Here is a 24,686-nt window from a genome sequence, read left to right as displayed (position 1 = left end):
TTATGATGAGCAGCAAAAATCAGTGCAAAGGCTGCCGCGACGAGTACATTGTGACGGACGAGCAGATCGATCGCATTTTGGCAGCGCCGATGTTTCAAACGGATATCAGCGTGCCCGATGACGTGTACGAGCAGCGCTTGATGCAGTGCGGCGGCTGCCCGAAGTTTCAATATGGAACGACATGCGCCATCTGCGGCTGCTTCGTGCGCATTGCCGCCAAATACAAAAACCGTGCTTGTCCACTGCCGGGCGATAGCCGCTGGGCGAAATATGCTTAATGAATAGAAACAGGCCGCTTTCCGGCTTCACGGAGAGCGGCCTTCTTGCATCAAAAACGTGCATGCCGCATTTGCCAACGCTCTAGCCCATTACGGAACGGCGGAAATTCACAACTTTTGACCTGATATTGCAAATACAATCCGATTTCATCTTTGTACAATAAAGCTAATCGGGAGGAAAGCTAGACCTGCGCTGAAAAGAGGGGGACCCTGCGCACATCAGCTGAATCGATAGGTTAGATGTGATACATATTGTATCGTAATGCGTGGAATATGCTGCCTAACAGCTGCTGTGATCCTCTCAACAACAACTCTATGAATCTGGAAGGGACGATTTCAATGAAAAATTGTAAGCGTTTTACGATGATGGGTTTGATAGTTCTGCTATTCGCCATGGCATTGCCGGGCTTCGCGTTTGCGGCTGAGACGCCTAGCTTCACGCTGACTCAGGATCGGTCTGACAATCAAATCAAGATTGCCATTACAGGTGATAAATTAAAAGATATGTACGCCTATGAAGTGAAAGTCGCTTTTGATACGAAGAAGCTTCGCTTCAAGAGCGCAAGCAGCGGAGTTACAGGCTTCTCGATTACGCCAATCGTAGAAGGCGCGCAGATCGTATACGCAACGACCAAAATCGGCAAAAAAGCGGGTGACAGCGGAAAGGTTGTATTATCCAGCTTGAATTTTGAAGCGATTGGCAAGGGAAAGGCGGAAGTGAAGCTCACGGATGTGAAGCTAGTAAACAGTGCTTTGGAATCCGTCACCTTGAAACCAAACGTGAAAATAGCGGCAGAGCTGGGCAGTTCGTCCATATTCTTCAAGGATATTGCGGGGCACTGGGCGATTGCATCGATTGAACGGGCAGTTGAGCTTGGCTTCATTAATGGCTATGCCGACGGATCTTTCCGGCCGAATGCGCAGGTAACCCGTGCCGAGTTTGCCGCTATGCTCGTTCGCGCTCTTGATCTGCAGACAGCAGCAGGCGCGAAATTATCGTTTAAAGACGCAGCAAGCATTCCAAGCTGGGCAACTGAGTTCGTCGGCACTGCCGTAGACGCTGGCATTATAACGGGCTATGAGGATCAGACATTCCGTGCAAGCACGCCTATCAAGCGCAGCGAGATTGCTGTCATGGTAGCCCGGGCGCTTAAATGGCAGGTTGATGCTTCCAAAAAATCATCGTTTGCCGATCGTGACAAAATTCCGGCATGGGCAGACCCCTCTATCGCAATGGCTGCGGAAGCAGGCGTCCTCAAGGGAAGAGGCGCTAATCTGTTTGTACCAAGCGCGAACGCCACACGGGCGGAAGCTGTAACGCTGCTGCTCGCTATGATCGATCTTAAAGCCTAACAGCAGGCAATTATTTGCGCACGGGGAGTAGATAGGATGAAAAGCACGATTTGGATACTAGCAGGATTTTTGCTCGCAACCGCCTTTGGCGTCGCATTAATCGTGAAAACGGACCGTACGAGCGGCGAGGAAGGGAAGAAGCTGGATGCTTCCGCGCTGGAGAGCGTGCTAAGCGTAGACCAAGAAGCGGCGCTGCATCGCAAAACATCATCGGGCGTGAAAGCACCCGCCTTTACGCTCAAAGCGCTGGACGGCAAAACCTATACCATCGGAGAAACGAGCGACAAACCGATCGTTTTGCAATTTTGGGCCAGCTGGTGCGAGGCGTGCACCGTGGAAGCTCCTACGCTGAAGAAGCTGCATGAGGCGTACCGGGATAAGGTTGATTTTTATGGCGTCAACCTGTCCTCCGAGGAGAAGCAAGCGGGCAATATCTCGTCATTCGTCCAGCAAAATGAGTGGAGCTTTACCAATCTGCTCGATGCCAATAAACGTGCCTCCTACTTATACGAGCTGCATGCGCTGCCAACCACATTCATTATTGATACGGATGGCACGCTGCTGGACACCTTTCATATGGTTGATCCGATGGAATTTGAGTTGAAGCTGGATCAGCTGACGGAAGGGAGGTGAGCACGGGATTAAGAGCTATTAAGGAGAAATCAGCTTCGAGCTCAATATAGTTGCTTGTTTATTTTGACCAAAGTCCGAGGGAGTGAAGCAAGATGAGATTCAGCGCAAAGCTGAAGCCAAGCGTGGTTATGCTGCTTATATTTGCCCTGTACGTAAGCAGCTTTCTGCCAGCTGTCCATGTAGAGGCAGCGGCGGAGGATGAGCCTGGTTTTTTCGAGGATCATTTCAATCGATCGGTCATCAATGAAAAATGGAATGTTGTCGATGGCAATTGGTCGACAGCAAGCGGCAAAATGACAGCAGAGAGCGGCAACGGCTCGAAAGCGCTAATTAAACAGACAGAGCTACAGGATGGAAGCATCGAAGCGGACATTAGCTTTGCTAATCGAAACGGCGATGCGGGCTTATTGGTCCGTACGGTTAGCGCAGCGCCTGGCGCCGACAATGTAAAAGGTTATTACGCGGGCATTTCCGCGCAAGGAACGGGCAGCGTATTTCTTGGGCGCATGGACAACAAATGGACCGAACTGAAGCGCGTTAAGATTGCGGTAGATCCAAGCACGGTTTATCGGTTTAAAGCTAGTGCCGAAGGATCGCAAATCAAGCTTTATGTGAACGACACGCTCGTTTTAGAGCAGACGGACACGACCTATACGAAGGGACAGGTGGGCGTAAGGCTCTACCAGTCGCTGCCGACATACGGCAATGTTCAAGTTGCGGATCAGCAGAAAACGGTCGTATTCACGGACAACTTTGATGCTCCCGCGCAGGAGTTGGCTTTGCCGAACTGGCAAACGATTCTAGGCGATTGGAAGCTGCAATCAGGAGGGATTACGGTTAATAAGGGCTCTAATCAAACGCTGCTTGTGAAAGAAACCTCGTTTAATGATTTTACGGCAGAGACGGACTTGAAGCTGACGGCAGCAGAGGGTGCCGCAGGGCTCGTATTTAGAACCCAGTCCAGCGAAGCAGGAAAGCTGGTTCAAGGTTACTATGCTGGCTTGCAAGCGGATGGAAGCCTCGTTCTCCGCCGTTTAAATGAGGAATGGTCCGATTTGAAAGCCGTCAAAGCTCTGGATGCGGTCGCTCCAAACAAGTTTTATCAGCTGAAAGTCGTCACGTATGGCTCGGGCATTAAAGTCTATCTGGATGATATGCACAATCCGGCGCTGGAGTACAGCGACGACAGCGCGCAGAAATTCGCTTCGGGCGGGGTTGGCGTCTGGGCTGATGCGGTGCAGCCGGCGTTTGACAACTTTATTGCCAGCGATTATTACGTGCCGGCGGAGTCGTTCAAAGAGCCGGTAGCCAATAAAGATCCGCTCCTGCAAACGCCGTTCGTACCTCTTCCGCTAGGAGCAGTGAAGGCGGAGGGCTGGCTGCTTAAGCAGCTTGAGCTTATGAAGGATGGAGCGACCGGTTATGCGGAGGATTTGTACGGCGAGCTGAACACCAATTCGGAATGGCTTGGCGGAACAGCGCCGGAATCGAACTGGGAACGCCCCGTTTATTATGTGAAAGGATTAGTAGCGCTTGCCTACACGCTGGATGACCCGGATCTGATCGCCAAGTCGCAAAAATGGGTGAATTGGATGCTGAACAGCCAGCAGGAAGATGGCAATTTCGGTCCAGCCAGCGATAATGATTGGTGGCCGCGCATGGTTGCTATCTATGTGCTGAAGGATTACTACGAAGCGACTAACGATGAGCGGGTCATTCCTTTCCTAACGAATTATTTTCACTATCAATTAAACAATTTGGATAAGCGTCCTTTATTCGATTGGGGTCAAATCCGCAGCGGCGACAACCTGAACGTCGTTCTGTGGCTCTACAACCGTACCGGTGACAGCTTTCTGATTCAATTGGCTGAGAAGCTCCATGAGCAAGGTACGGATGCGACTGATGTTTTTACGAACAATAACTTTTTGACAGCCGCTAAGAGCAATGCTGGCAACTTCTACACGCAGCATACGGTGAACGTCAACCAATCGATCAAGACACCTGCCATTTATTATCAATTATCGAAAAATGAAGCGGACAAAGACGCCTACCAAGCAGGCGTGGAGCATCTGAATCAATCCCATAACCAAATTACCGGCATCAATTCCGGTACGGAAATGCTCGCTGGCCTTGCATCGACGCAAGGGGTAGAGCTATGTGCCATCGTCGAGCGCATTCACAGCGATGCCGTCACCGCGATGATAACCGGCGATCCGACGATCGGCGATGCGCTTGAGAAGCTTACGTTCAACTCGCTCCCGGGAGCGATGAGCAAGGACATTAAGACGCATCAATATTATTCGCTGCCCAATCAAGTGCAAAGCGGCTTGACCGATCATGGCTTTAAGCAAAATTACGATTCCGGCACGGTGCAATCGCCGTATTCGGGATTTCCTTGCTGCCGCTTCAACATGCATATGGGCTGGCCTTATTTTGTGAAGGATATGTGGGCAGGCACGGCTGACGGAGGGCTTGGCGTTATCGCATACGGGCCTAGCCGCGTCTCTGCCAAAATTAAAGGCGCCAACGTCACCGTTAAGGAGACGACGAACTATCCGTTCGAGGATCAAATCCGCTTTACGATCGAAGAGGCGTCGGAGAGCGTGAAATTCCCGCTTAAGCTGCGTATTCCAAATTGGACAGAGAATGCGACGATTACGGTGAATGGTCAGCCGCAGGCAGCGGTGAAAGCAGGTGAGTATTTCTCCATTGACCGGGTATGGCAAAAAGGGGATACCGTTGTGCTGACTTTGCCGATGGAGATCAAAACCTCGACATGGGTAAACAACTCTATCGGCATTGAGCGCGGACCGCTCGTTTTCTCGCTCAGAATCGAAGAGAGCTGGGTGGAGCAATCGAATCCGGCACCTCAAGTGAAGGAACCCGGCTTCAAGCAGTACAACATCAACGCCGAATCGCCATGGAATTATGGCTTATTGCTAGATCGCGACAATCCTGAGCATTCGATCGAGGTTGTCATGTCAGACATGCCGGAAAATCCATTTATACAGGAGACGACCCCGATTAAGCTCATCGCGAAGGGGAAACGAATCCCTGCATGGGGCAAAGCGCCTAACGGCGTCTCGGCAGCGGAGCCGCCTGTCGGCCCTGTTTATTCCGCTGAGCCTACGGAGGATATTACGCTGGTGCCGTTCGGAGCGGAGAATCTGCGCGTAACTTATTTCCCTGAGGTGACGGAAGACTTGGCCATTCAACCGGCTAAGTATGAGGCTGAGAAAGCTGAGCTGTTCAAAGCAAGCGCTCGCAGCAATAACGTTCATGCCTCCTCAGGCGGCTATGTCGGCGGTATCGATTACGAGGACAGCTACGTTCATTTCAATCAGGTTGAGGCTCCAAAGGCAGGAACCTACAAAATGTTCATTTGGTACGCTCAAAACACGAACAACTACCAGCCTGCAACCGCCAAAATGATTATAAATGACGGCGTGGAGCAGACGGCACAGCTTGCCGGAACGATAAACTGGGGCAGATTTATGGCGACCAGCGTAAACGTTGAGCTGAAGGAGGGCGTCAACTCCATTAAATTTATGCGCGGCTCAGGAGCAAATCCCGGCTTTTACGAGCTGGATTACATTGCTTTGTCGGCAGCAAGCAGCGAGGATGTTGAACCGGAGTTGAAACCGGCTGCGACGTTAACAGGCGACGCAAGCGCGGCGAGCGGACAAATCATTGATCTTACGTTCGGGGTAAGCCGTGTTACGGACAGCGTCTATCAGAGCGTTTATGCGCAGGATGTGACGGTATCCTATGATCCGAGCAAGCTTGCTTTCGTAGGCGTCTCCTCGCTAAGAGAAGGGCTGAATGTGCTTGAGACTAAAGAGCTTGGACCGGGCAAAATCCGCATTCTCGCATTTGCGCAAGGAATGGGCCTAGCGCCAAACGCGGATTGGCTGAAGCTAACCTTCCAAGCTGCTTCGCTGGAGTCGGCGGAGTCAACCAGCGTCACGTTGACCAATGCGAGACTTGCAAACGGCGATGGCGCCGAGCTTGCGCTAAGCGATGCTAAGCACGCTCTGCAAATAGCGGCACGGCCGCCATCAGGCGATCTAAATCAGGATAACAAGGTTTCAATAGGCGATCTTGCCATAGTAGCTGCGGCTTACGGCAAAACGAGCGCTGATCCGAATTGGACACAGTTTAAGAAGGCAGATCTAAATCAAGACGGAAAAGTAGATATTGAGGATCTTGCGATGCTTGCTAAATTAATAATCGGCTAAAAGAACCATGGGGGAAGGCACATCACTTCCCCCACCCAATTTTAATATGAAATATTGGAGGTTCCATACATGTTGAAGCGAAGCAAAGCAATAAGTATGCTTGTAACTTTATCGATGATTTTGAGCATTGCGGCTTCCGCAATCTCGTTTGCCCCAAGGGCTGCGGCAGCGGAAGGCTCGGCGGGAGGAGCTGCGCCGGCTGCGTACCATGGCTTGAAAGCCGAATATTATACCGCGGGAGGACCTCCCAATTTTACATTCGACACCTTTAAGGGTACCGGGTATGACCCGAATCTGGACATTTCTAATCTTGAGCCGTCGATTAAAATGTATACAGGGCAAGAAAATCGCGTCGGGATTAGATGGACGGGGTTAATCCAGCCCGAATTCTCGGAGAACTATACGTTTTATATTACAGGGGACAATGGTTTCCGGCTATGGATTGATAATAAGCTGACGATCGATCACTGGGTCGCGGATTGGGATAAAGAACAAACCTCGCAGCCGGTCGCATTGGTTGCCGGTCAAAAGTACAGCATTAAGCTGGAATTATTCGAGGATTCCGGCGGCTCGAATGTACACATGCGCTGGGCTAGCCCGAGCGTAGCGAAGGAAGCGGTGCCGACGCAGGCATTTTATTTGCCGGACGGCTTTGCGCCTGGCGGCATAGTATCGGAGGATGGGCTGCAAATCGAGCTTCCCTTCGAAGCGTCGTTAAAACCGGTTACAGCCGAGCTTGTGAAACATTTGAAAGTAAATATCGCAACAGGCAGCTTGTCCCTTGCTTCTGCGGCTTTGAAGGAAGGCGATGACAAAGTCGTTGCCGTTAAGCTAACAGAGCCGCTTAATTCCAGGGATATAGGCAATGTCAAAGCGGTTTATGACGGCAAGGGCGGTCTAGAGACGCTGGCGGGCGAGGTCGTAGCTGGCTTCGATAAGCCGCTGCTTAACGGCTCGAAATATCAAATTATGTCCCCATGGGCGGATGACGTGGATAAGGAAAATGTGCTCCCGGAATACCCAAGACCGCAATTGGCGCGTGAAAACTGGGTTAATCTGAACGGCGAGTGGGAGTTCCAAGCGGCTAAGAAGGGAGAGGCAGTTCCTGCCGGCTTAACGCTGAAAGAAAAGATTCTCGTGCCATTCGCGGCAGAGGCGAAGCTTTCAGGCATCAACCGCGTCGAGGATTTAATGTGGTATAAGCGTACGTTCACCATTCCGAAAAACTGGGACGGTGAGCGCGTGAAGCTTAATTTTGGCGCGGTAGACTATTTGGCAACGGTGTATGTGAACGGACAATCGGTAGGCAGCCATAAAGGCGGCTACACGTCCTTTAGCTTCGACATTACCGATTATCTAGTAGCTGGCGACAATGAGCTTATCGTCCACGTGCTTGACGAGACGGATATGGGAGCAGACCAAGCGGTCGGCAAACAAACCGTTAAGAAGCTCGGCGGCATTTGGTACACGTCCGTATCCGGTATTTGGCAGACGGTATGGCTGGAGCCGGTAGCGGCAGCGCATATCGAGAAGCTGGATATGGCGACGGATATCCACAAGGGAGAATTGAAGCTGAGCGTTGCGGGAAGCGGCATTCAAGGCCAAACCGTTGAAGCCGTCGTGCTCTCAAATGGCGATGTAATCGGAACGGCGACAGGTGACGTCGGCTCGGAGATTGCAGTACCAGTGCCAAATGCAAGACTATGGTCTCCCGATGATCCGTTCCTCTACGATTTGAAGGTTTATTTGAAGGATGGATCGCAAACGGTAGACGAGGTAACGAGCTATTTCGGGATGAGAGAGATCAAGCTAGGCAAAGTTGATGGCGTAACCCGTCCGCTACTGAATGGAAATTTTGTGTTCCAAATGGGCCCGCTCGACCAAGGGTTCTGGCCGGACGGCATCTATACGGCGCCTACGGATGAAGCTTTGAAATTCGATATTGAAGCGGTCAAGCGCGTGGGCATGAATACGATCCGCAAGCATATTAAGGTAGAGCCTGCCCGTTGGTACTATTGGGCGGATAAGCTCGGCGTACTCGTATGGCAGGATATGCCGAGTCTGGAGGATCGCCAAGGCAATAAAGGCTCCGATATTACGCAGCCAACAAAAACGCAGTGGTTTAAGGAATACAAGGAAATGGTAGACCAGCTTCGCAGCGTTACATCTATTATTGTATGGACTGTGTTTAATGAAGGCTGGGGGCAATTCGACCAAGGCGGTCAACAGACGAGGGACGCTACGGCCTATGTAAAAGGACTGGATTCGACTCGTCTCATCAACAGCACGAGTGGCTGGTGGGATGCCGGAGCGGGCGATTTGCTCGATATGCACAGATATCCTGATCCTGGAGCGCCGAATGCAAGCGATACAAGAGCTGCGGTGCTTGGCGAATACGGCGGTCTAGGGCTGCACGTGCCTGGACATGAATGGAGTCCGCTCGTGTTCTCCTATCAATTAATGAACAGCAAGGAACAGCTTACTTCCACTTACATCAATTATATTAATAGGCTGAAGCAATTGAAGGAAGGCGGACTAAGCGCCGCTATTTATACTCAAATTACGGATGTGGAGTATGAAATCAACGGCTTGCTGTCCTATGACCGGAAAGTAGAGAAAATGGACTTTGACCGCATTGCGATCGCACATCGCGAGCTTATCGGCACAGCGACAAAAACGGATTTGCTTGCTGAAATCGCGAAGGCGGAGGCGATGGTCGGCCAGGCGAAAATCGGCACGGGTGCCGGCGAATATAAGCAAGCGGTGGTTGATGCTTTTAATGCCGTTCTAGATGCGGCTGAGGCGGTTGCTGAGAACGCGAATGCACTTGCCGGAGATATCCAAACGGCACTAAAATCGCTGCAAAACGCGCGCGGGCAGCTGTTCGCTGCCGTTAATGATCCAATTGAAGCAGGCTCGAGGGTAGATGGCTTTGATGCTGCGGCGCTAAATGAAGAATGGTCGGTATTTAAAGCGGATAACAGCAAATGGTCGCTAACGCGCAAGCCGGGCTTCCTCAGCCTAGACACGTCCGCCGGCGATACGTTCCAAGGCTCTAATAATTTGCCGAATATTTTCTTGAAAGACGCACCGGCCGGCGATTTTGTTATTACGACTAAAGTCGAAGCTCCCGTTCGGAAAAACTATCAGCAAGCAGGTCTCTTCCTATGGCAAAATGAAGACAATTACGTGAAGCTAGGCCATGTATGGGATACGGACGGTTCAACAGGCAAAAGCCTGGAGACTGCTTACGAGAAAAACGCCGCTTATGTAAAAGCAACAAACATGGCGAATCATCCAGGTTTTGATACGTCGTATTTGCAGATTCGCAAGATTGGCAATGTCGTTTCCACGTTCTATTGGAATGGAACGGCTTGGAAGGCTGCGGCAGATCCGATGACTGTCAGCCTATCCAATCTGAAAATCGGTTTCTACGGCTTATCTTCCGGGGATAAAACCTCCATTCAAGCCAATTTTGATTATTTCTCGGTTGGTCCTGTGCAAGCCGCTGATAAAGCAGCGCTTCAAGCTGCGATAACAGCCGCCGAAGCACAGCTTAGCGCAGCGGTAACCGGAACGGAGCCGGGACAATATCCGCAAGTCGCGAAGGAAGCTTTCGGCGCGGCGATTGCGGCGGCAAAAGCAGCAGCAGCTAACGCGGCTGCGGATCAAGCGGCAGTAGATGCAGCAGCAGCAGCGCTGAGCCAAGCGGCAGCAACGTTTGCAGCCGCAGTCGTACCGACTGCTCCTGCAGAGGCGTCAGCTACGCTTGCTGGTCCAGCACAGGTAAAAGCAGGTCAATCCTTTGATCTGAAGGTGGGCTTATCGAATATTACAGCAGAGAAGTTCCAGTCGCTTTATGCTCAAATTTTAACGATTACCTTCAATCCTAACCAGCTGGCGTTGTCGGAGGCTGTTTCCTTGCAGGAGGGCTTTGGCATTCTGGAGAAGCATGCCATTGAGCCAGGCAAGGTTCGCATTATTGCGGCGGGCCAAGGCAGCAGCCTATCTGCGGATGCGGAATGGTTGAAGCTTACCTTTCTCGCCAGCGTAACAGGTGCGCCTGTCCGTGCGGATATTTCCGTAAGCGGAATTGAAGTCGCCAACAGCTTAGGGGAAGAGCTTGCGGTAAATGGCGCAGCGCATACGGTACAGATTAGTGCGCAAGTAGATTTGACTGCACTGAATGAAGCTATTGCGGCAGCGGAGGCTCTCTACAACGGAGCGGTAGCGGGCACGCAGCCTGGACAATATCCAGCTGCAGCTAAAGCGGCATTCGGCGCTGCGATCGCAAAAGCAAAAGAAGTCGCGGTCAACCCGAATGCAACCGATGTACAAGTAAGAGACGCAATTGCTCAGCTTCACGCAGCTGCGACAGCCTTCCAAGCATCGGTCTTGTCAGGCGACATCAACAACGATCAGAAGATTACGGTCGGCGATCTTGGCATCGTGGCTGCTGCTTACGGTAAAACAAGCGCGGATCCGAACTGGTCGCAGTACAAAAAAGCCGATCTTAATGCCGATGGCAAAGTCGACATTGAAGATATCGCGATGCTTGCGAGATGGATTCTTGGCTAATGCGGATATAGGGCAATAAAAAAGGGTGACCAGAAGCCAAATGGCTTTTTGGTCACCCTTTTTCTCATTATTTGTAGCTTGGCAGCCAGCTGCCATGTGCTTCGATGAGCTCGTCGCAAAGCGATACGATGTCATCCATAGACAGCTCGGCAGAGGTATGGGGATCGAGCAGAGCGGCGTGATAAATATGTTCACGCTTGCCGGTAATTGCAGCTTCGATGGTCAGCAGCTGCGTGTTGATGTTCGTGCGGTTCAGCGCAGCGAGCTGAGGCGGCAGGTCGCCAACATAGGTTGGCGTTACACCGTTCGCGTCGACTAGGCATGGCACTTCTACGCAAGCTTCCTTCGGCAGGTTCGTGATCAAGCCGGTATTCATGACGTTGCCGCCGATTTTGAACGGGTTGTTCGTTTCGATCGCTTCCAAAATATAAGAAGCATATTCCAGGCTGCGGCAATGCTCAAGGTTGCGGTCGTTAACGAGCGAATCGCGCATCGACTTCCAGCCTTCGATTTGGCTCACGCAGCGGCGCGGATATTCATCGAGCGGAATGTTGAAGCGTTCGATAAGCTCCGGATAGTTGCGCTTGATGAAGTAGGGATGGTATTCGGCGTTATGCTCGGAGGATTCGGTGATGTAATAACCGAATTTCAGCATCAGCTCATAGCGGACCATGTCGCTATGCTGCTCCTTTTGCTTCTCGGCCGCGCGGCGTTTGATTTCCGGATAAAGATCGACGCCGTCCTTGCTTGCTTCAAGCAGCCATGCCATATGGTTGATGCCTGCTATTTTGTATTTAACGCCCGTTGGGTCTAGATCCAAGTGCTCGAACAGATGCGGTACGCATACTTGTACACTGTGGCATAGGCCGACGGTTTGGACGCCGCCATGCGTGTTCATCACATTGGTGAGAACAGCCATCGGGTTCGTGTAGTTCAGGAACAAGGCGTCTGGACAAACCTCGTTAATATCGCGGGCAAAATCGAGCATGACCGGAATCGTGCGCAAATTGCGGAACAAGCCTCCGATTCCAACGGTATCGGCAATCGTCTGACGCAAGCCGTATTTTTTTGGTATTTCAAAATCGGTGATGGTGCAAGGATCATAGCCGCCTACTTGGATAGCGTTAACGATATATTTAGCTCCGCGAAGCGCTTCTTTACGATCGGAGTAAGCTTTAATGTGACAGGTGCTTGCGCTGGTTTGCTTAAGATTAAGCAGCATTTGCTCCGAATCATGCAGACGCTCTGCGTCAATATCAAATAAAGCGATTTCAAATCCTTGAAGCGCTGGTGTTTGCATGACGTCGCCGAGAATATTTTTCGCAAATACGGAGCTTCCTGCGCCAATAAATGTAATTTTAGACATTAGACAATAGCCTCCTAGTGGATGATTGCTGACTCCTCTAGTATAAGGAGGAAAGAGGGAAAAGAATATGGAAGGAACGAAGCATTATATGGAGAAATGTTGCATCATTTAGTATGATAGCTAGAGCAGGCACGATTGGAGGTGTGACGTTGGAATCGCATCATAGTCTTTCATTAAGTATTAACGCAGCTCCGTTAAAAGGAGAAATGTCCGTTTTGTTTAGCGGAAAGGGACAGCCGGTCGCTGGCCATTTTATCGGACCGGCGGTTCACGATTATTATCTCATTCATATTGTGCTGGACGGCGAGGGCATGTTTGAAACGCTAGGAAAGGCTTATTCGTTGAAGAAAGGCGATGCCTTCGTTATTTTTCCCGACATTCTGGTCAAGTACGAGGCAAGCATGAGCAATCCTTGGAAGTATATGTGGGTCGCATTCTCAGGTGAGATCGTAGAGTCTTCGCTCAGCTCGATCGGCATTACGCCGGATCAAGGAGTCATCTGTGATTGCTCGCTGCCCGTCATGCAGAAAATGTTCAGGAGCATGCGCAGAAGCATGGAGAAAACGAATGCCCCCGCTCTTGGAAACATGGAGTCTTCGGGCTGGCTGCGGTTGATTTTGCATGAGCTAGGACGGCTGCACCTTACTGAGAGCACCGCGGCTGACGTGCCGGCGTCTCGCTCTTATCGCCAGATTGACCAGGCCATCCGCCTGCTTTCCTTGCAGTATGGGCAGCAGCTGTCCATTGAAAGCATCGCCCGCACGCTTGGCTACCATCGCGCTCATCTAACGAGGCTGTTCAAAGAGGCGACAGGCCTGCCGCCTATGCAATATTTGTTTAAGGTGCGCATGAAGAAGGCGGAGGAGCTGCTCGAGGGTGAGCTCACCATAGCGCAGATCGCCACTTCTGTCGGCTACAATGATCCGCTTTTTTTCACCAAACAATTTCACAAATGGAGCGGGCAATCGCCGACCGATTTTCGGAAAAACATGTTGAATGAATAGTTTTTGTCCGCTATGAAAAGTTATTCGGCTGTTAGCCGAATGGCTTTTTTATTTTGTCCAAACGCGGCAAAGGCATGCTCCATATAATGTATCGGAACAAATTAGGGGGAGCGGAAACCGTGATTACGATTAGCTTGTGCATGATTGTCAAAAACGAGGAGCAGGTTCTGGCTAGGTGTTTGGATTCTGTCAAAGAGCTAGTTGATGAGATCATCATCGTCGATACAGGATCAACTGACCGTACGAGGGATATTGCTGCTAACTATACGAATCGCATTTTTCATTTTGAATGGATCGATGATTTTTCTGCTGCGAGAAACTACTCGTTCGAGCATGCGGAAAGTGATTATATTTTATGGCTGGATGCGGATGATTGGGTGCAGGAGAAGGATTTGGAGGCGTTCAAAACGCTCAAACAAAGCTTAGATCCGGCTGTTGACGCTGTTTGCATGGACTATTACGTCGCATTTGATCCGCTTGGGCAGCCAGCGGCAGTGATCAAAAGAAACAGGCTCGTCAAGCGCTCCGCTCATTTTGAGTGGCATGACCCGGTGCATGAGCAGCTAGCGGTCTCAGGAAAGGTGGTTTTCTCAGACATTGCAGTTAGTCATGGGCGTGTGCATGCGAAGTCGGATCGGAATTTGCGAATCTATGAGAGCAGGCTAGCGAAGGGAATTAGTCTTTCGAATCATCAGCAATTGCAATATGCAATGGAGTTAACGGCTCATGGTTATTTTGACAAAGCAATCGGAATCTATCAAATAATCATAGCCGATCCATACCGTTATTTTGAAGATAAATTGTTAGCTTGTGACCGGATGGCTCATTGCCATCACGAGCTTGGTTATAAAGAGCAAGAGCTGCAATCGCTGCTGCAAACGTTTAACTACGACATCCCGCGCGCCGATTATGTATGCCGGATTGCTTACTATTTTCAGGAGAACCTTGATTTTGAAAAAGCCGTGAATTGGTATCAGCTGGCGCTGAGGCTGGAGAAACCAAAGGATCGCCTGCGCGGCATTAATCATATGGCTTGGACGTGGTTTCCCCATCTTCAGCTCGTCAAATGTTATGGCAAGCTTGGGCAGCTGGAGAAAGCTTATGAGCATAATGAAATTGCGCTTTCGTACTCTCCAAATGATCAAGCCATCTTAGACAATAAGCAAGTACTGGTGAAGCATTTGAGCAGGAGAGGTTATTTTAAATGATGGTGATCATGGCTTTCCGACAGGCTGCATTAAGGAGATTTCAGCAGCTAACGGGAAGCCTATTTCGTATAGTTAGGGCGAATATCGTATCTATTAGCTGCGGCAATCCATATGATAATTACATGCTAGCAAGATTTAACAGGTGGAGGAGAAGCAATGACGATTAAAAGAGTAGGTTTAAAAAAGCTCGTCTGCAAAAGCATCGTTCGCAAGAGTGTTAGCAAAACAATTATTTGCAAGAAGATTGTCGCCAAGAAGCGTGTGAGAAAGCCGGTTGTTTGCAAGCCGATTGTCAGGAAGAAACGCGTGTGCAAACCTATCGTGTGCAGGCCAATTATTAGGAAAAAGAGAGTCATCAAACAGCGTGTTAGGCGCAACTCTGCGTTTAGAGCGGTCTCTGGTGTTGATCAACAACTGCTTGATGGTATGACAGAGCAGGTTCAATATCAGGTCGAAGAGCTTGATCTGGGCAACGAATATAATTCGGCTACCTCGACTTTTCGCCCCAAAAAAGACGGTGTATATACGTTGTTTGCGAGCGTCTTTTTTCAAACCGTTACCGTGACAGCCTATACGCTAGATTTAGAGATTAGAGTCAATGGCGTGCCGAGAATTTCCGACCAAGAGGATTTTAACAATACGTCAGGCATTATAGAAGCTAGCGGTATCGTAGAACTAGAAGCGCGTGATAGAGTGCAAGTATTTGCTACCGTTTTTGAGAAAAACGTAGAAATTCAAAGCGGATTATCGACACGTTTTGAAGGCGCTAGAATCAGTTAAAGAGAGTATGTGAATAAGATCATATACAAAAGCGGGCGCTAGCGGCGATTCTAGGGGCTCGTTTTTTCATTTTCCTTGTTCGTTCAGCAACCCGCTTTGTGGCTACTCGATCAACCAAATATTTGTCAAACAGAACATGCACCATCCCAACAACTAACCACCCGACCAGCTGAACACGCGTCACGCCTTGACTAACCAGCTGTTCAACCAATCACACCAACCCCTTCAAACGTCCACCAACCAACCCCCGTCCCGCCAAGATACACTCTAGCATTAAGATTAACGGGAAATCTTCCCGCTAATTCAAGCGCTTTTGAGGGTGGAATCAGTATTAGAGGGAATTTCTCCCGCAAATTTTCTATTTTCAGTCGAATATGAGCGAAAGTACGATATTTAACGGGAGGTTTTCCAGATAAGTGATTTAATTTCCTTCAAATCAGAAAATTAGATGGAGAATTTCCTGTTAATGCCGTCCAACGGCATGGGGGAAGGATGGTTGACATGGTATTTCTATGGGGCGAACGAAGCGCGCGAAGGATATACGTGGACGCTGAAAACAGCTTTTTGAGAAAAAGTTACTGATGTTTTCCAGCTAGGCGATTTATTCGCAGCCACATCGACAATTTCACGTTACTCCTGTTCGACTGCGAAGGGGGACTAGGGCTGTGGCGACAAGAGACAGTCAATATAAAACGAGCCTTAGAAGCGATTCGAAGGCTCGTTTTCGTTATGATTTCTTAAAGCGTCGTTATTTCCTTCACCGACCTGCGGATCAACAAATCCGCTGGCAATACGATCTTTTTCCAAGGCAGCGCCGTTTCGCGCTCTTGAATGCGCTCGACGAGCATTTGCATCCCCATGTACCCGAATTGGTAAGCTTGCTGGGCAGCAACGGTCAAAAAAGGCTCGACCTCCGAATACGGTCCAAGATCGTCGAAGCAGACGATGGACATTTCCTCCGGCACACGCAAACCGCGGTCGCGAAGCAGCCTTAATATTTCTACGGCAAGCACGTTATTGCCCGCCACGATAGCGGTAGGAGCAGGCTCCAGCTGGTCCAGCCACTGGCCCATCTCCGTTAAATCATTTAAAGGGCCGAAGCTCGTCTCAAAAACATATCGCTCATCATACGCCAAATCGTTTAGCTTCAATCCGTCCTGATAGCCCTGCAGCCTAAGGCGCGCACTGGAGATGGAAGGAGAGCCGTTCACCATCGCGATGGTGCGATGCCCTTGCGAGGCAAGATGCTCGACGAGTCGTCTCGCGCCATCCTTGCTGTCGCCGAGCACGATGTCGCATTCGATGCCGGGCACTTCGCGGTCAAGCAGCACGAACGGAACGTTATGCTTGCGCAGCGACTCCAAATGAGGCAGCGACGGATCGCCGGCGGGCGCGACCAGAACCCCGTCTACGCGCGTGGTCAATATTGTTGTCACATAATCGGATTCCTTCTCCAAGCTTTCATCGCTGTTTCCGAACAGCAGGCGGTAGCCTGAGCGCTTGGCAGCATCCTCGGCGCCGCGGGCCAGCGTTGTATAGAACGGGTTCATAATATCGGTTATGAGCAGAAAGAGCAGCTTGGTCTGCTGGAGAACGAGGCTGCGCGCCGTTTGATTCGGTACATAACCAAGCTCCTCCATGACACGCTTTACCTTTGCTCTTGTTTTCTCGCTTATTTTACCAGTGTTATTGATAACTCTGGAGACGGTCATAGCGGATACGCTAGCCTTGGCCGCTACATCATATATCGTTACCATATTTTTGTCCCCTTATCGCTAAATCATAGTTTCTATCATACAGAAAAGTAGTCATTGACAGCAACCTTTTTTATTGTTATTTTGAGGTTATCGGTAACATTATTATAACCTAATGGAGGTTTTATTCATGACGGACACAAATTTGCGTTTCCAAAGCGGATTTCCAAAAATCGGCATTCGACCAACAATTGACGGCAGACGGAAAGGGGTTCGCGAATCACTAGAGGAGCAAACGATGAACATGGCAATCGCGACTGCGAAGCTGTTGTCGGAGCATTTGCGCTATCCAAACGGTGAGCCGGTCGAATGTGTCATTGCTGACAGCTGTATTGGCGGAGTATCCGAAGCGGCGGCATGCGCCGATAAATTTGCCAAATCCGGCGTTGGGGTATCGATAACGGTAACGCCATGCTGGTGCTACGGTACAGAAACGATGGATATGGACCCGTCCATTCCGAAGGCGGTATGGGGCTTTAACGGAACGGAGCGCCCGGGTGCTGTGTATTTGGCGGCTGTATTGTCCGGTTATGCGCAAAAAGGGCTACCTGCGTTCGGCATTTATGGCGAGCATGTACAGGATTCAGGCGACACCTCCATTCCGTTTGATGTGAAAGACAAGCTGATTGGTTTTGCTAGAGCGGCGCTTGCAGTAGCTTATATGCGCGGCAAATCCTACTTATCGATGGGCTCGGTTTCGATGGGTATTGCAGGTTCAATCGTAAACGACGCTTTCTTCCAAGAGTATCTTGGCATGCGTACCGAATATATTGACATGAGTGAATTCGTACGCCGTATGGAAGAAAATATTTTTGATCCTGCGGAGTATGAGAAAGCGCTTACGTGGGTGAAGGAAAACTGTATAGAAGGCAAGGACAACAATCCAGCCCATCTTCAAACCTCAAGAGAGCAGAAGGATACAGACTGGGAAACGGTTGTCAAAATGACGCAAATTGCCCGTGACCTCATGGTCGGCAATCCAAGGCTCGCAGAGCTTGGCTTTGGCGAGGAGGCAGGCGGACACAACGCGATCGTGGCAGGCTTCCAAGGCCAGCGGCAGTGGACGGACCATTTTCCAAACGGCGATTTCATGGAAACGCTGCTTAACTCCTCCTATGATTGGAACGGCATTCGGGCTCCCTATATGGTGGCAACGGAAAATGACAGCTTGAACGGCGTCGTGATGCTGTTTGGGAACCTGCTTACGAATACGGCTCAAATTTTTGCGGATGTTCGTACGTACTGGAGCCCTGAATCGGTGGAGCGCGTAACCGGACATAAGCTTGAGGGAGCGGCAGCGAACGGTCTCCTTCACTTGATTAACTCAGGCTCTGCAACGATGGACGGAACTGGCGAGCAGACAAGAGACGGCCAGCCGGCTATGAAGCCTTTCTGGGAAATTTCCGAGGACGAGGCGCAAAAATGTCTAAATGCTACATCATGGCGTCCTGCTTCCGTTGAATATTTCCGCGGCGGCGGTTACTCCTCTGATTACTTGACACGCGGCGGCATGCCGATGACGATGTCACGCATCAACTTGGTTAAAGGCATCGGTCCTGTTCTTCAAATCGCGGAAGGTTATTCGGTTGATTTGCCGGAGGATGTGCATAACACGCTGGATAATCGTACAGATCCAACATGGCCGACGACTTGGTTTGCTCCAACGATTACGGGCGAGGGCGCTTTCCACTCCGTATATGAGGTAATGGACAATTGGGGTGCGAATCATGGCTCGATCAGCTACGGACATATCGGCGCAGATTTAATTACGCTTGCTTCGATGCTGCGGATTCCAGTTAATATGCATAATGTTCCGGAAGAACGCATTTTCCGTCCTAGAGCATGGGGCTTGTTCGGTACGGCAAATGCAGAGAGCGCGGATTACCGTGCTTGTCAAAATTTCGGACCTATTTATAAATAAATTGGAGGTTTTACAATGAGCAGCACTAACATTCGCAATGAGCTATGCAAATATGCCCGCAAGACGGTAACGAACAAGCTGGTCGTTGGGCCAGGCGGCAATATTAGCGCTAAATTCGAGGGTAAAATGTACCTTTCGCCAAGCGGCTTCGCGCTTGATGAGGTAGAGCCGCATCAATGGGTCGAGGTGGATATCGAGACAGGGGAAATTACGGATATCGGCCTGCGTCCGTCCTCAGAGGTGCTGATGCATCTTTATGCATACCGCGCAAATCCGGATATCGGTGCAATCGTTCATACGCATCCGCCTTATTGCATTGCTTTTACGTTAGTTGAGCAGGAGCTGCCGATCATGTTCCCGGACCAAGCGGCGCTCGTCGGCAAAACCGTATACGTGCCTTATGTTCTTCCTACAACGGATAAGCTCGCTGACGCTTATGTAGCGAAAGTGAATGAAGCAAGCTCCGTCTTGCTCGGTAACCACGGACTTGTGACTTCGGGGCGCAATTTGCGCGAAGCCTACTACCGTACCGAAGTCGTGGAGGAAAGCACGAAAATTTATTTGATCGCCAAAGCGATTCGCGAGCCGAAGGTGCTTACGAAGGAAGAGTTCGAGGAGATCGCATCGCTTGAGAGCGAAGCATACCGCATCGAACTGCTGCAAAAGATGAAGTGACCGGCTGGCGCCATCATGGCGCTGGCTTTTACTCAAAGGAGGCTCTAAAGCATGACGAAGCTTGCGACCGTGCTCGCCTTTGATTTAGGCGCAAGCAGCGGCAGGGCGTTAATCGGCGAGCTGCTGCCTGATGAGGCAAGCGGGCAAAGGAAGCTGAAGGTGACGGAAATCCACCGTTTTCCGAATCAGCCGATCGCCGTAGGCGGCCATTTGCACTGGGATATATTGCGCCTCTTGCAGGAGCTGAAGATTGCGATTCGCAAAGCCTTCCAAGAAGGCTACACGCCGCAAACGTTTGGCATTGATACTTGGGGCGTTGATTTTGGGTTATTGGATGCGAATGGGGAGCTTCTGGGCAACCCGTATCATTACCGCGATCCGCAAACGGAGGGAATCATTGAAGAGCTGAACGAGCTGATCGGCAAAGACCGCTTGTATGAACAGGGCGGCTTGCAGTTCATGCCCTTTAATACGATCAACCAGCTGTATGCGATGAAAAAGGCAGGTTCGCCTAAGCTGGCGGCGGCAAGCACGCTGCTGCTTACGCCCGATCTGTTAGCCTATTTCCTGACAGGCGAGAAGGTGTGCGAGTTTACGATGGCAACCACGACACAGCTGTTCCAGCCTAAGGAGCAGCAGTGGAACAGGGAGCTGATGGAGCAGCTGGGCATTCCTAGCCGGTTGTTTCTCGAGCCGATTCACCCTGGCAAGAAGGTGGGCAGCTTGACGCCCGAAGTATGCGAAGAGCTTGATGTGCCGCCTATTACGGCGGTTGCGGTCGGCACGCATGATACGGAATCAGCGGTTGCCGCAGTTCCGGCAGCTGGCGAATCCGCATTTGCTTACCTCGTATGCGGCACTTGGTCGCTGCTCGGTACGGAGCTTGCAGGGCCGCTTGTTACGCCAGAGGCACAGAAGCTCGATTTCTCTAACGAAGGCGGAGTCGGAGGCACCTACCAGCTTCTCAAAAACATTATGGGCTTATGGATTTTGCAGGAATGCAAGCGCGAATGGGAGGAGCAGGGCAACGACTTGTCGTTCGCAGACATCGTTGTGCAAGCGGAACGCGCCGAGCCGTTCCTCAGCTTCATCCATCCCGACGATCCGTCCTTCTATGCGCCGTCTGGCATGATTGGCCGCATTCAAGCCTATTGCCGCCAAACGTCGCAGAAGGTTCCGGAGTCGGTGGGTGAAATCGCAAGATGTATACTAGAGAGCCTTGCGCTTAGATACCGTCAGGCGTTGACGCAGATGGAAGCTTTAACGGAGCAGTCCTTCAGCGGCTTGCATATGGTAGGCGGGGGCATTCAAAACGAGCTGCTGTGCAGGTTCACGGCGAATGCGATTGGCCGTCCGGTATGGACGGGTCCAGTGGAAGCGAGCGCAATTGGCAATATGCTCATGCAGCTCGTCGCGCTGGGCGAGTGCGCTGATTTACAGGATGCGCGCATGCTTGTTGCGTCGTCGTTCCCAATCGAGGAATACGCTGCTGCGCATTCGCAGGAATGGGACACGGCGTTTGCATCGTTTGAGCGGCTAGCAGCGGTGAAATAGTTACTATTAATCTATTAGGCTGGAGCATAGAAAGGACGAGGCACATATGCTGATCGGCATATCGAAATTGATTTCCCCTGAGCTGCTTAAGGTGCTCAGTGAAATGGGCCATAGCGACGAAATCGTCCTCGCGGACGGCAACTTTCCGGGCGCAAGCCACGCACAGCGCCTTATCCGCGCCGATGGGCATAACGTGCCCGAGCTGCTTGACGCGATTTTGCGGCTGTTCCCGCTCGACCAATACGTCGAGAAGCCGGCTGCGCTTATGCAGGTAGTAGCCGGAGATACGGTACAAACGCCGATATGGGACCAATATCGTTCAATCATCGAGCAGCGGACGGGGCTTTCGGAGCCTTTCGAGCAGGTGGAGCGCTTCGCGTTCTATGAGCGGGCGAAGAAGGCCTACGCCGTCATTGCGACAGGAGAGAGCGCGTTGTACGCCAATCTTATTTTGAAAAAAGGCGTTATTACGGAAGGCTAGCAGGTTATTTATTACGAATTAGGATGATCTATAAGACTGCCTCACGGTCAAAAACCGGGGCGGTCTTTTTTCCACTTTAGGAAACAATTGGGTGATCTTTTGTGTTATAGTAAGTATATACTTGTTTTCGTTGATTAAGGGGAGGTATCTGCTCTGAAAAAAAACCAATTATATCCCTCACTCATTTTTGTTGCGCTGCTTATTATTCTTAAAGATCATACGGGAACTTCGTTAGGTGACCGCATTTTTAATGCTATTGGTTTATCCCCGTGGACCAAATCCAATGATTACGGTTTTTATCTTCCTGGAATAATAGGCATAGCGCTGCTTATTGCCGCTATTGTTTTAACGCTCAAATCTTACCGGTCCAATGAGAGAAAGGTCCGTAACCGTATAATAATTGGCTGCATTTTGCTTATATGGTTGTTCCCGTTTGCTTCGGAGAAAAGCCATTTTCTGCTCCTGTATCATACATCCGCAGCGGAGAAAATGGATTATTCGTTAAAAAACAATGAGTGCACATTCAGCGGGGAAGAGAATAAAGTGAATGCGAGCTGCTCAGTTACTTTATATAATTACGGCAAAGCGGACAGCGTGTCCATAAGGCCTATGCTCAAGCATTCATCTGCAGATGTGGAATTTGATGCTAAAGTCGTTTCTATCACTCCCCACCAAAGGATGACACTGCTTATTGGTTTTGTAGGCACGCAAAAAAATGGCGGCAGCTTTTCAGGATTTAGTAAACAAGTGGAGTTTGAGCTAATGGCTCCCAATAAGGATGCAACATACAACGCTATGAGAATGCGGGAAATTGCCTGGAAATCCTTAATAGAAGAAGAGAAAGAGACCGTTACGGGCAAATTGGGCACCGAGGCGATCATAGGCAACAATTTTAGGCACTAGTGAGAAGGAGCGGGAGTTTTGAGAAATAAGACCATTTGGTTGCTTGCTGTATTGATCGTTATTGTTGGCATCTTTTACTTCGTAGATAAGGGGAAAAATACGACGGTTCAAAAAGAAGTTTTTGCTGGAATAGGTGAAATGGATGCTGTGGGGATGTCGTTAGAAAGATATTCCGACGAAACGAGAATCTCAATTAAAGACAAAGAAACTGTGGCAAAAATGGTAGAGGGTTTATCCGGTGTGAAGCTGAAAAAAGTAAGCGATTTTTCTTCCGAGAGCGAATATGCCATAAGAATATATAGCGATCATGCTGGCAATCTCGGCTTGGAAATGACAAAAGATAAAAAATATATGGCGATATTTAAGGACTCGTGCCATATCAAATATAAGATTGTTAACGATGACCACGATTTAGATATGATCGATAGCTTAGATTGGGAACAAAAGGACTTCGAAAATTGAAGTCCTTTCTGTTTATTCGGCAGCAGCCGTCTTCAAATAGTCCTCGCGCAAAATCGCGTAATAAGCGATGTCCACGTACTGATCCCATTTGCGAATATGCTCGCGGAAGGTGCCTTCGTATTGCATCCCGGCTTTTGTCATGACGCTGGATGAGGCGGGGTTTTTGGTCATGGCTGCGGCATGGATTTTGTTAAGCTGAAGCTCCTCGAAGCCGTATTTTGTAACGCGCTTAACCCCTTCGGTGACATAACCTTTGTTCCAGTAACGTTTGCCCAGCCAATAGCCAAGCTCTGCTCGGTCATGCGATTGATTAAGATTCATTCCGATCGAGCCCATAAAAGTAAGGTCTTCTTTGTTGATAATGGCAAACGTATAGCCTTCGCCATTCTGGGCGGCCTCCAGTCTACGATGGATAAAAGCTTCGGCAGAACCTTTTGGATAGGGATAAGGGATGTTTAACGTCGTGCTGGCAATTTCATAATCATCGATCAGTAACTCCAAGGCTTCAGCATCGCATGGTTCCAATTGTCTAAGCATCAGTCTCTCCGTATACATAGCAGCCACAAAGCATCTCTCCCCACATAAATTTTAATTAAGTATAAAGGAAATTTTGGAAGTTACAAGAGTTTAAAGCAGATTTAGTTAGAACGGTACTGTTTGCGGAACGCTTTAGGCTTCGTGCCTGTATGCTTGCTAAAGCTGCGAATGAAATAGGGGAAGGAGCCGAAGCCTGTATCCTCAGCGATTTTTCCGATCGGCTCATTCGTATGAATGAGCAGCTGCTTGGCTTTATCGATCCGGTAACGGGTCAAATATTCAAGCGGCGTGCAGCCGAATGTCTTTTTCATGCAAATGGCAATATAGTTGGGGTGAAAATGCAGCTCCTCCGCCATCAGCTTATAGCTGAGCGGGTCTTGATAATGGCGGCGAAAGAACAGGGCAGCCGCCTCTGCGATTTGCAAATAAGGATTGTCCGCTGCTGCCCCGCTCTCCTCCTGGAGCATTTGGAGCAGCGTATGAAATAGCTGCTGCTGCGACCAGCGGGAATGTAAGGAGGGCTGCTCCTGCAATTGAAGCAGCTCGTGCATTTTCTCTTCAATGGCTTGCGGCGTCGGCAGCTTCCCTTGCCTAGGAAGGTGAAAAGGAAAATATTCGATTTGTGCAAAGGGTAGCTCGTGCTTGGAGAGTGTAAAGGGTTCTTTTTCATTCGCAGCGTTCCACGGACCTACGGTATGAAAATGAAGCCAATAGAAGTGGGTTTCCTCGCTGCAGGGCTTCGTCGTCCGGTGTGCTCGGTCGGGACGCAAGATCGCATAGTGACCGCCTGAGATGTCGATTTCTCGTTGTTCCTCCTCCATATATAAACAACCGCGCGTCACGACGATTAGATCGAACACGCCAATATTTGAGCGGTCTGCATGTTTGCCGAAGACTGGATAAGTATCCTCGCCGACTTGCATGAAATGAGGCAGCGGCGGACATATGAATTGGAACATTC

The 24,686-nt window shown here is 50.1% G+C and carries 18 protein-coding genes; 14 read left to right on the top strand and 4 right to left on the bottom strand.

Annotation, left to right across the window (positions count from 1 at the left end; genetic code table 11):
* Positions 1-2 precede the first annotated feature (2 nt).
* The 5 genes from A7975_RS12530 to A7975_RS12510 all read left to right on the top strand — a co-directional run bounded on the left by A7975_RS12530 (position 3) and on the right by A7975_RS12510 (position 11,080).
* Positions 3-278, top strand: coding sequence for a DUF6171 family protein (locus tag A7975_RS12530; RefSeq protein WP_369688919.1), 276 nt, complete (start codon positions 3-5; stop codon positions 276-278).
* A gap of 339 nt (positions 279-617) precedes the next feature.
* Complete coding sequence (locus tag A7975_RS12525; protein WP_065385321.1) at positions 618-1,631, top strand: S-layer homology domain-containing protein; 1,014 nt, start codon at positions 618-620, stop codon at positions 1,629-1,631.
* A gap of 36 nt (positions 1,632-1,667) precedes the next feature.
* Positions 1,668-2,264 carry a TlpA family protein disulfide reductase gene (locus tag A7975_RS12520; protein WP_065385320.1) on the top strand — a complete coding sequence of 199 codons (597 nt, stop codon included), beginning with the start codon at positions 1,668-1,670 and terminating at the stop codon, positions 2,262-2,264.
* A gap of 92 nt (positions 2,265-2,356) precedes the next feature.
* Positions 2,357-6,502, top strand: coding sequence for a beta-L-arabinofuranosidase domain-containing protein (locus A7975_RS12515; RefSeq protein ID WP_065385319.1), 4,146 nt, complete (start codon positions 2,357-2,359; stop codon positions 6,500-6,502).
* Positions 6,503-6,571: 69 nt separating this feature from the next.
* A complete protein-coding gene (locus tag A7975_RS12510; RefSeq protein ID WP_065385318.1) occupies positions 6,572-11,080 on the top strand; it encodes a PA14 domain-containing protein in 4,509 nt (1,502 codons plus the stop codon).
* A gap of 67 nt (positions 11,081-11,147) precedes the next feature.
* Here the strand turns inward: A7975_RS12510 and melA are convergent, their stop codons facing one another.
* The gene (melA, locus tag A7975_RS12505; protein ID WP_053377043.1) at positions 11,148-12,446 is read right to left on the bottom strand and encodes an alpha-glucosidase/alpha-galactosidase; all 1,299 of its coding nucleotides are present in this window, start codon (positions 12,444-12,446) and stop codon (positions 11,148-11,150) included.
* A 215-nt stretch (positions 12,447-12,661) separates the two neighbouring features.
* Here melA and A7975_RS12500 point away from each other — a divergent pair, with 215 nt between their 5' ends.
* The 3 genes from A7975_RS12500 to A7975_RS12490 all read left to right on the top strand — a co-directional run bounded on the left by A7975_RS12500 (position 12,662) and on the right by A7975_RS12490 (position 15,438).
* Positions 12,662-13,450 (top strand): AraC family transcriptional regulator, encoded by a 789-nt coding sequence (locus A7975_RS12500; protein ID WP_483295917.1) that lies wholly within the window; start codon positions 12,662-12,664, stop codon positions 13,448-13,450.
* Between the two features lie 119 nt (positions 13,451-13,569).
* Positions 13,570-14,658 carry a tetratricopeptide repeat-containing glycosyltransferase family 2 protein gene (locus A7975_RS12495; RefSeq protein WP_065385317.1) on the top strand — a complete coding sequence of 363 codons (1,089 nt, stop codon included), beginning with the start codon at positions 13,570-13,572 and terminating at the stop codon, positions 14,656-14,658.
* A 156-nt stretch (positions 14,659-14,814) separates the two neighbouring features.
* Positions 14,815-15,438: a hypothetical protein gene (locus A7975_RS12490; RefSeq protein ID WP_065385316.1), complete on the top strand. Its 624-nt coding sequence runs from the start codon at positions 14,815-14,817 to the stop codon at positions 15,436-15,438.
* Positions 15,439-16,175: 737 nt separating this feature from the next.
* Here A7975_RS12490 and A7975_RS12480 read toward each other — a convergent pair.
* Positions 16,176-17,195 (bottom strand): LacI family DNA-binding transcriptional regulator, encoded by a 1,020-nt coding sequence (locus A7975_RS12480; protein WP_053377039.1) that lies wholly within the window; start codon positions 17,193-17,195, stop codon positions 16,176-16,178.
* A 127-nt stretch (positions 17,196-17,322) separates the two neighbouring features.
* Between A7975_RS12480 and A7975_RS12475 the strand changes: the two genes are divergently transcribed.
* The 6 genes from A7975_RS12475 to A7975_RS12450 all read left to right on the top strand — a co-directional run bounded on the left by A7975_RS12475 (position 17,323) and on the right by A7975_RS12450 (position 23,188).
* Positions 17,323-19,113, top strand: coding sequence for an L-fucose isomerase (locus A7975_RS12475; protein ID WP_053377038.1), 1,791 nt, complete (start codon positions 17,323-17,325; stop codon positions 19,111-19,113).
* Positions 19,114-19,128: 15 nt separating this feature from the next.
* On the top strand, positions 19,129-19,788 hold the full coding sequence (locus A7975_RS12470; RefSeq protein WP_053377037.1) for a class II aldolase/adducin family protein: 660 nt from the start codon (positions 19,129-19,131) through the stop codon (positions 19,786-19,788).
* 51 nt (positions 19,789-19,839) lie between these two features.
* Positions 19,840-21,342, top strand: coding sequence for a rhamnulokinase (locus tag A7975_RS12465; protein WP_065385314.1), 1,503 nt, complete (start codon positions 19,840-19,842; stop codon positions 21,340-21,342).
* Between the two features lie 46 nt (positions 21,343-21,388).
* Positions 21,389-21,823, top strand: coding sequence for an L-fucose mutarotase (gene fucU, locus A7975_RS12460; RefSeq protein WP_053377035.1), 435 nt, complete (start codon positions 21,389-21,391; stop codon positions 21,821-21,823).
* Positions 21,824-22,312: 489 nt separating this feature from the next.
* The gene (locus A7975_RS12455) at positions 22,313-22,726 is read left to right on the top strand and encodes a hypothetical protein (protein WP_141680286.1); all 414 of its coding nucleotides are present in this window, start codon (positions 22,313-22,315) and stop codon (positions 22,724-22,726) included.
* Positions 22,727-22,744: 18 nt separating this feature from the next.
* Entirely contained in the window at positions 22,745-23,188 is a 444-nt protein-coding gene (locus A7975_RS12450) for a hypothetical protein (RefSeq protein ID WP_065385312.1), read from the top strand.
* A gap of 12 nt (positions 23,189-23,200) precedes the next feature.
* Here the strand turns inward: A7975_RS12450 and A7975_RS12445 are convergent, their stop codons facing one another.
* Complete coding sequence (locus A7975_RS12445) at positions 23,201-23,743, bottom strand: GNAT family N-acetyltransferase (RefSeq protein ID WP_053377893.1); 543 nt, start codon at positions 23,741-23,743, stop codon at positions 23,201-23,203.
* 83 nt (positions 23,744-23,826) lie between these two features.
* Positions 23,827-24,684, bottom strand: a complete 858-nt coding sequence (locus A7975_RS12440; protein ID WP_065385311.1) for a helix-turn-helix transcriptional regulator — start codon at positions 24,682-24,684, stop codon at positions 23,827-23,829.
* Between the last annotated feature and the right edge of the window lie 2 nt (positions 24,685-24,686).

It is taken from the genome of Bacillus sp. FJAT-26390 (assembly GCF_001682865.1).
In the GTDB taxonomy this organism is placed as follows: Bacteria; Bacillota; Bacilli; order Paenibacillales; family Paenibacillaceae; genus Pristimantibacillus.
This window is presented reverse-complemented; position numbering and strand designations above follow the sequence as displayed.

What these genes read in the sequence shown, in the direction of transcription:
- A7975_RS12480 (WP_053377039.1), bottom strand. Translation starts at nt 17,195, where the DNA reads ATGGTAACGATATATGATGTAGCGGCCAAGGCTAGCGTATCCGCTATG.
- A7975_RS12445 (WP_053377893.1), bottom strand. Translation starts at nt 23,743, where the DNA reads ATGTATACGGAGAGACTGATGCTTAGACAATTGGAACCATGCGATGCT.
- A7975_RS12525 (WP_065385321.1), top strand. Translation starts at nt 618, where the DNA reads ATGAAAAATTGTAAGCGTTTTACGATGATGGGTTTGATAGTTCTGCTA.
- A7975_RS12530 (WP_369688919.1), top strand. Translation starts at nt 3, where the DNA reads ATGATGAGCAGCAAAAATCAGTGCAAAGGCTGCCGCGACGAGTACATT.
- A7975_RS12465 (WP_065385314.1), top strand. Translation starts at nt 19,840, where the DNA reads ATGACGAAGCTTGCGACCGTGCTCGCCTTTGATTTAGGCGCAAGCAGC.
- A7975_RS12470 (WP_053377037.1), top strand. Translation starts at nt 19,129, where the DNA reads ATGAGCAGCACTAACATTCGCAATGAGCTATGCAAATATGCCCGCAAG.
- A7975_RS12440 (WP_065385311.1), bottom strand. Translation starts at nt 24,684, where the DNA reads ATGTTCCAATTCATATGTCCGCCGCTGCCTCATTTCATGCAAGTCGGC.
- A7975_RS12510 (WP_065385318.1), top strand. Translation starts at nt 6,572, where the DNA reads ATGTTGAAGCGAAGCAAAGCAATAAGTATGCTTGTAACTTTATCGATG.
- fucU (WP_053377035.1), top strand. Translation starts at nt 21,389, where the DNA reads ATGCTGATCGGCATATCGAAATTGATTTCCCCTGAGCTGCTTAAGGTG.
- melA (WP_053377043.1), bottom strand. Translation starts at nt 12,446, where the DNA reads ATGTCTAAAATTACATTTATTGGCGCAGGAAGCTCCGTATTTGCGAAA.
- A7975_RS12455 (WP_141680286.1), top strand. Translation starts at nt 22,313, where the DNA reads ATGGATTATTCGTTAAAAAACAATGAGTGCACATTCAGCGGGGAAGAG.
- A7975_RS12520 (WP_065385320.1), top strand. Translation starts at nt 1,668, where the DNA reads ATGAAAAGCACGATTTGGATACTAGCAGGATTTTTGCTCGCAACCGCC.
- A7975_RS12475 (WP_053377038.1), top strand. Translation starts at nt 17,323, where the DNA reads ATGACGGACACAAATTTGCGTTTCCAAAGCGGATTTCCAAAAATCGGC.
- A7975_RS12490 (WP_065385316.1), top strand. Translation starts at nt 14,815, where the DNA reads ATGACGATTAAAAGAGTAGGTTTAAAAAAGCTCGTCTGCAAAAGCATC.
- A7975_RS12515 (WP_065385319.1), top strand. Translation starts at nt 2,357, where the DNA reads ATGAGATTCAGCGCAAAGCTGAAGCCAAGCGTGGTTATGCTGCTTATA.